Consider the following 5,720-nt stretch of genomic DNA (forward strand, 5'->3'; position numbering starts at 1 on the left):
GGAAAAAGTCGAAGATAGTTATGCAATCTTAGTGAAAGATATTGCTGACTTGAAAGGGTTTAAATCCCTGATTATCCCCCTGGTTGTGGCTTTTTTAAGTGCCGTGGTAACTTTGGGATTGCGCGGCTTTTTTCTTGGCAATAAACCTTGATTTTTTATTTCAATAAAGTAGTTATCTGTAAGAGGGTTTTAATTATGACACAAACTAGCGAAACCGTTACCTATTCCCTTGAATCTGTCCTGACAAGAATCGAGAGTAAAATCGACAATCTCCAAAGAGATGTTAATCAAAAATTTGACAATCTCCAAAGAGATATGGATCAGAAAATCGACACTCTCCAAAGAGATGTTAATGATTTGAAGATTGAAACCACAGAAATAAAGGGAGATATTAAAACTCTGACCGAAAAAGTCGAAGGTATCGATAAACGACTAGAAAAAGTTGAAGATAGTTATGCAATCCTAGTTAAAGATATTGCTGACTTAAAAGGGTTTAAATCCCTTATTATCCCCATGGTTGTGGCTTTTTTAAGTGCCGTGGTAACTTTGGGATTGCGCGGCTTTTTTCTTGGCAATAAACCTTAAATATATCAGGGAATATTGTTATCATCAAGTTTATTTTTTACTCTACCAATAAAATCTATGAGTTTTTGTATTAATCCTCATTGTCCCAAACCGAAAAGTATCACGGAGAGTCGTTACTGTCAATCCTGTGGTTCCGACTTGCTTTTAAATGGTAAATATCGAGTCACAAATTTATTGAGTGCCAAAGGTGGATTTGGTAATACCTATGAAGTGATAGATGAACGTAAAATACCCAAAGTATTAAAAGTTCTTACCTACGATTCTAGCAAAGCTATTGATTTATTTCAACAGGAAGCCAATCTTTTAAAACAATTAAATCACCCCGGTATTCCCAAAGGAGAAAACTATTTTATTTATCATCCCCGGGAGAGTCAAACTGCCTTACACTGTTTAGTCATGGAGAAAATTGCTGGTATTGACTTAGAAGAGCATCAAAAACAAAGAGGATTTAAACCGATTGATTATAATCTCGCTTTGGATTGGTTAACTCAGTTAGCCAATATTCTCCATGAAGTTCATAAACATAAATTCTATCATCGTGATATCAAACCCTCTAATATTATCTTAAAACCCGATGGTCAATTAGTTTTAATTGATTTTGGGGCAGCGCGACAAGTGACTAAAACTGTCCTAGCAGGAGGTAAAAATACGGGAATTTATACCCCCGGATATGCTCCTCCTGAACAATCTCTTGGTCACTCTGTCCCCCAATCAGACTTTTATGCTTTGGGCAAAACTTTCGTCTTTTTGTTAACCGGGAAAGAACCCAGTGACCCGAAAATTTATAACATTAATACCAATGAATTTAACTGGCGTAAATATGCACAAAATATCCCTTCTCGATTAGCAGATTTTATCGATAATTTAATGGCAGAAAAACCTATTGATCGACCTAAAGATACCAAAAGTTTGCTAAAAATTATTACTGATATTAAAGCCAATCCCCATCAAACTAAAAAAACTAAAAAATCTTCTCCTGAAAAACCTAAAATTATTCCTATTCCCAATCCGGCACTTATTTCTTTACTCGCCGCAATTTCTCCCAGTTATGCTGGGTTTTGGCTCCGTTTCAAAGCTTCTTTAATTGATTCTTTTATCGTTCTTATTATCGCCGCTTTATTAGGTGGTTATATCTGTTTTCGCTTACAACAATGGTCGGTTTTTCAAGATTTAAATCTCAACTTTAATATTCCCAAAGAAATCTGGGTTTACTATGCGGCAGCATTAAGTGCAGCTGGAACAACAATTATCGGGTTTGCTTTATTTATAGCGGCAATTATCTATAATATTCAAGCCAAAGTTAACTTTACTCACGAGCATATTGCTATTCTTAGCGCCCTCGGTTTAGGAATAGTTATTAAATGGTTATATTATGTTTTCTTAGAATATCTTTTTAAAGCCACTATTGGTAAAATGTTTTTTGATTTATCTGTCACCGATAGCCAAGGCCGACGCATATCTTTTGCGAGAGCAAATCGCCGCTACTTACTAAAATATCTCTCCACTACTCCCTTATATTTGGGCTTTTTACTGGCAGCCTGGACAAAGAAAAAACGCGCCCTTCATGACATGATTTCTGGTACACAAATCCGCAAGAAAAAGTAACCAGATACTAGAAAAGTAGGGAGATGAGAGCGGTACGAATAGGATAAAATTAACTACAATAGGGACAAGATATTCCTGCTCGGTAATTGGGGGACTGTTTATCTTTTTCATCGATGGGATGACCGCAAGCGAGACACATTTCATAATGTCCTACCTCTAGATTAGCTGTTAGGGCCACTCTTTGATCAAAAACAAAACATTCTCCTTGCCAAAGACTCTGATCGGCACTAACTTCTTCTAAGTATTTCAAAATACCTCCCTCTAGCTGATAAACTTGAGAAAAGCCTTGATTTAATAAAAAAGCTGCCGCCTTTTCACAGCGAATTCCCCCCGTACAAAAAAGAGCTATTTTTTTATCGTTAATACTATCAAAATTTTCCTGAATATACTCAGGAAATTGGCGAAAATGCTGTATTTCTGGGTTAAGCGCTCCCGCAAAAGTACCGATCGCCACTTCATAATTATTACGAGTATCGATCACTACCACGTCCGGCTCTTTCAGCAATTGGTTCCACTCTTCAGTTTTGAGATGAATTCCTGTTTTTTCGAGAGGATTAGCCTTGGCTTGACCAAAAGTCACAATTTCCTTTTTTAAGCGAATTTTTAAGCGTTGAAAGGGCAAATAATCACAAACAGACTCTTTCACTTCTAGATTAGCTAAACGAGTATCGGTTTTTAACCAACTAATCACCTCGGCGATCGCTTGATGGTTCCCGGCGATCGTTGCGTTAATCCCCTCGGCTGCCAGCAGAATAGTTCCTTTAATTCCTCTTTCTTGGCAGTATTTTTGTATTTCTGGCTGTTTTTGACGATAATCTGACAAAGCCACAAACTGGTAAAAAGTGGCGACTAGATAAGACATGGCAAGTAAGGGAAAAATTAACTTGTAATATTTTTCACTATAGGTTATGATAACGAAAGTGTCCTAAAAACCAGATCGGGGGTTTAGCTCAGTTGGTAGAGCGCCTGCTTTGCAAGCAGGATGTCAGCGGTTCGAGTCCGCTAACCTCCATAGTCCTGACTGATTCCCCTGCGCTTGGTGATTAGCTCAAGTCTTCTTGGGGAGACAATTAGCTAGTTAATTATTAAATGATGTCTCGTACCTATCAAGCTACTGGAATCAATCTACAAGGAATGGCCTTCGGAGAAGCCGATCGCCTCTTAACTATTTTGACCGCCGAATATGGTTTAATTAGAGCCATCGCTCCCGGTGCGCGCAAGTATAAATCTTCCCTCCGGGGTAGAAGCGAACTATTTGTGGTCAATAATCTGTTGATAGTCGCCGGAAAATCCCTAGATAAGGTCGTTCAAGCTGAAACTATCGAATCTTATCCCAAATTAAGTCAGAATCTCGCCAAACTCACCGTTAGTCAATACCTCTGCGAACTGGTTTTGGCGATCGCAATGAGCGAACAACCCCAGAGGGAATTATACGAATTAATCTGCAGCCATCTGGCCAGAATTGAAGTCCTCGACGAAAATCAATACATACTTCCCTACCTTTGTCAAGCAATTTTTCATTTCTTAATAATTGCTGGCTTAGTGCCGCAAGTCCATAACTGCCTGTTGACGGGAAAAGCTTTAATTGGGGACAATTGCCTAGGATTTAGTTTCGAGGCAGGGGGAATAATAGATCTAGCTGCCCTAACAGAAACAATCAACCCGCCCAAAATCGATAGTAAACTGACGTTGCAAGAACTGCAATTACTGCAATGCCTAGGAAAACCCGATTTTCCCCCAGAAGAAAACCTTACCTCAGAACTAGCTTGGATTAACCTCGATCGCCTGCTACGCCGCTATACTCAATATCATCTGGGAAAAACTTTTCGCTCCTCGGCATTAGTTGAGGGTTTATCTCCCTTAGAATTTTAAACAGATAGCAAAAATCATCATAATGCAACTGTTTGACTCAGAAACTGACGACGCTACGTCTAGCGACTCCCCCACTCCTGTTTTTAATTCTTCCGATTCCTCACCGAGGCAATCCGACGCAGAAACCATGAACCGCTTGCCTAAACGTGCGCCCAAATCCAATCCCAGTCAGGGTTTTGCCCCAGTGCTAGAAAACCCGCGCTTTCTCATTCTCTGGGCGGGGGGAATTTTTTCCCAATTAGCGGATAAATTCTATTTAGTCCTGATGATCTCCCTAATTGCCACCCATTACCAAAAAGCCGATCAGTCGATTAGTGGCTGGGTATCGGCGATAATGATTGCTAATACAATTCCGGCGGTGTTAGTGGGTTCGGTGGCGGGTGTATATGTTGATAGATGGTTAAAAAAACAAGTTTTAGTTATTTCTAACCTTTTACGCGGGGCTTTTGTCCTCGTCATTCCCCTATTATTATGGTTAGTGCGCGAGCAAAATTTAGCAATTCCCCTCGGTTGGTTGCCTGACGGTTTAAGAAATTGGCATTACCGGCTACAAGGAGAATTTAACTTACCCTTCGGTTTTTTCCTGTTGTTAGTCATTACTTTTCTTGTCTCCACCTTAACCCAATTTTTTGCCCCTGCCGAACAATCTACCCTGGCATTAGTAGTAAAACGTCGTCATCTTCTACCCGCTAATTCCCTCAACACTTTAACCACCATGGCAGTATTAATTATCGGTTTTGCCATCGGTGAACCTCTATTAGCTTTTGCCGATAGCATTTTCGGCACTAGAGCCGGACAATTTGATATTGGCAAAGTGATGATTGTCGGTGCTTTTTATATAATTGCCGGTTTAATTCTAATTATCTTGCGAACTAACGAAAAATATATTATTCCTACCGCAGAACAGCCCCATGTTTGGGAAGATATCCGCGACGGCATTCGTTACCTCAACAAAAATCATAAAGTTCGTAACGCTCTAATTCAATTAGTCATTTTATTCTGTATTTTTGCCGCTCTATCAGTATTAGCTGTCAGTATGGCTGAAAAACTACCCGGGTTAAAAGCCTCTCAATTCGGCTTTTTATTAGCCTCCTGTGGTGCAGGAATGGCAGTTAGTGCCATTACTTTGGGTTATTGGGGTCAAAAATTCTCCCACACCCGATTAAGTCTCTGGGGTTCCCTGGGTATGGCGGCAGCTTTAATCGGTTTATCCCTAGCAACAAAGAGTTTAATTTTAGCCTTCGCTATGACGGCTTTATTAGGGATTTTTGCCGCTTTAGTCGGGGTTCCCATGCAAACTACCCTACAGGCAGATACACCCCCCGAAATGCGCGGTAAAGTCTTTGGTTTAGAAAATAATGCCGTTAATATTGCCCTCTCTTTACCATTAGCTGTTGCGGGTATCGCCGAAACTCAATTCGGACTGCGACCGGTACTATTAGCTTTAGCAGTTATGGCAGTTATCGGCGGTGGTTTTACTTGGTATGTTTCTCGCAATTTATCTAAAGATTAGCGGAACTTTTCAGTTATCAGTTATCAGTTATCAGTTATCAGTTATCAGTTATCAGTTATCAGTTATCAGTTATCAGTTATCAGTTATCAGTTATCAGTTATCAGTTATCAGTTATCAGTTATCAGTTATCAGTTATCAGTTATCA

At 39.7% G+C, this 5,720-nt stretch carries 5 protein-coding genes and 1 tRNA gene; 5 read left to right on the forward strand and 1 reads right to left on the reverse strand.

Features of this window, described 5'->3' with window-relative positions:
* Positions 1-195: 195 nt before the first annotated feature.
* Both O9324_RS21145 and O9324_RS21150 read left to right on the forward strand, forming a co-directional pair.
* The gene (locus O9324_RS21145; RefSeq protein WP_288141225.1) at positions 196-585 is read left to right on the forward strand and encodes a shikimate 5-dehydrogenase; all 390 of its coding nucleotides are present in this window, start codon (positions 196-198) and stop codon (positions 583-585) included.
* 57 nt (positions 586-642) lie between these two features.
* Positions 643-2,190 carry a protein kinase domain-containing protein gene (locus O9324_RS21150; RefSeq protein WP_288141226.1) on the forward strand — a complete coding sequence of 516 codons (1,548 nt, stop codon included), beginning with the start codon at positions 643-645 and terminating at the stop codon, positions 2,188-2,190.
* Between the two features lie 49 nt (positions 2,191-2,239).
* Here O9324_RS21150 and trhO read toward each other — a convergent pair whose 3' ends face one another.
* Complete coding sequence (gene trhO, locus O9324_RS21155) at positions 2,240-3,052, reverse strand: oxygen-dependent tRNA uridine(34) hydroxylase TrhO (RefSeq protein WP_288141227.1); 813 nt, start codon at positions 3,050-3,052, stop codon at positions 2,240-2,242.
* 77 nt (positions 3,053-3,129) lie between these two features.
* Here trhO and O9324_RS21160 point away from each other — a divergent pair.
* The 3 genes from O9324_RS21160 to O9324_RS21170 all read left to right on the forward strand — a co-directional run bounded on the left by O9324_RS21160 (position 3,130) and on the right by O9324_RS21170 (position 5,575).
* Positions 3,130-3,202 (forward strand) — tRNA-Ala (locus O9324_RS21160).
* A gap of 77 nt (positions 3,203-3,279) precedes the next feature.
* The gene (gene recO, locus O9324_RS21165; RefSeq protein ID WP_288141228.1) at positions 3,280-4,062 is read left to right on the forward strand and encodes a DNA repair protein RecO; all 783 of its coding nucleotides are present in this window, start codon (positions 3,280-3,282) and stop codon (positions 4,060-4,062) included.
* Positions 4,063-4,084: 22 nt separating this feature from the next.
* A complete protein-coding gene (locus O9324_RS21170; RefSeq protein WP_288141229.1) occupies positions 4,085-5,575 on the forward strand; it encodes an MFS transporter in 1,491 nt (496 codons plus the stop codon).
* Positions 5,576-5,720: the final 145 nt, after the last annotated feature.

It is taken from the genome of Microcystis sp. LE19-84.1B (assembly GCF_027531875.1).
GTDB classification, from domain to species: Bacteria; Cyanobacteriota; Cyanobacteriia; order Cyanobacteriales; family Microcystaceae; genus Microcystis; species Microcystis panniformis.

What these genes read in the sequence shown, in the direction of transcription:
- O9324_RS21145 (WP_288141225.1), top strand. Translation starts at nt 196, where the DNA reads ATGACACAAACTAGCGAAACCGTTACCTATTCCCTTGAATCTGTCCTG.
- trhO (WP_288141227.1), bottom strand. Translation starts at nt 3,052, where the DNA reads ATGTCTTATCTAGTCGCCACTTTTTACCAGTTTGTGGCTTTGTCAGAT.
- recO (WP_288141228.1), top strand. Translation starts at nt 3,280, where the DNA reads ATGATGTCTCGTACCTATCAAGCTACTGGAATCAATCTACAAGGAATG.
- O9324_RS21150 (WP_288141226.1), top strand. Translation starts at nt 643, where the DNA reads ATGAGTTTTTGTATTAATCCTCATTGTCCCAAACCGAAAAGTATCACG.
- O9324_RS21170 (WP_288141229.1), top strand. Translation starts at nt 4,085, where the DNA reads ATGCAACTGTTTGACTCAGAAACTGACGACGCTACGTCTAGCGACTCC.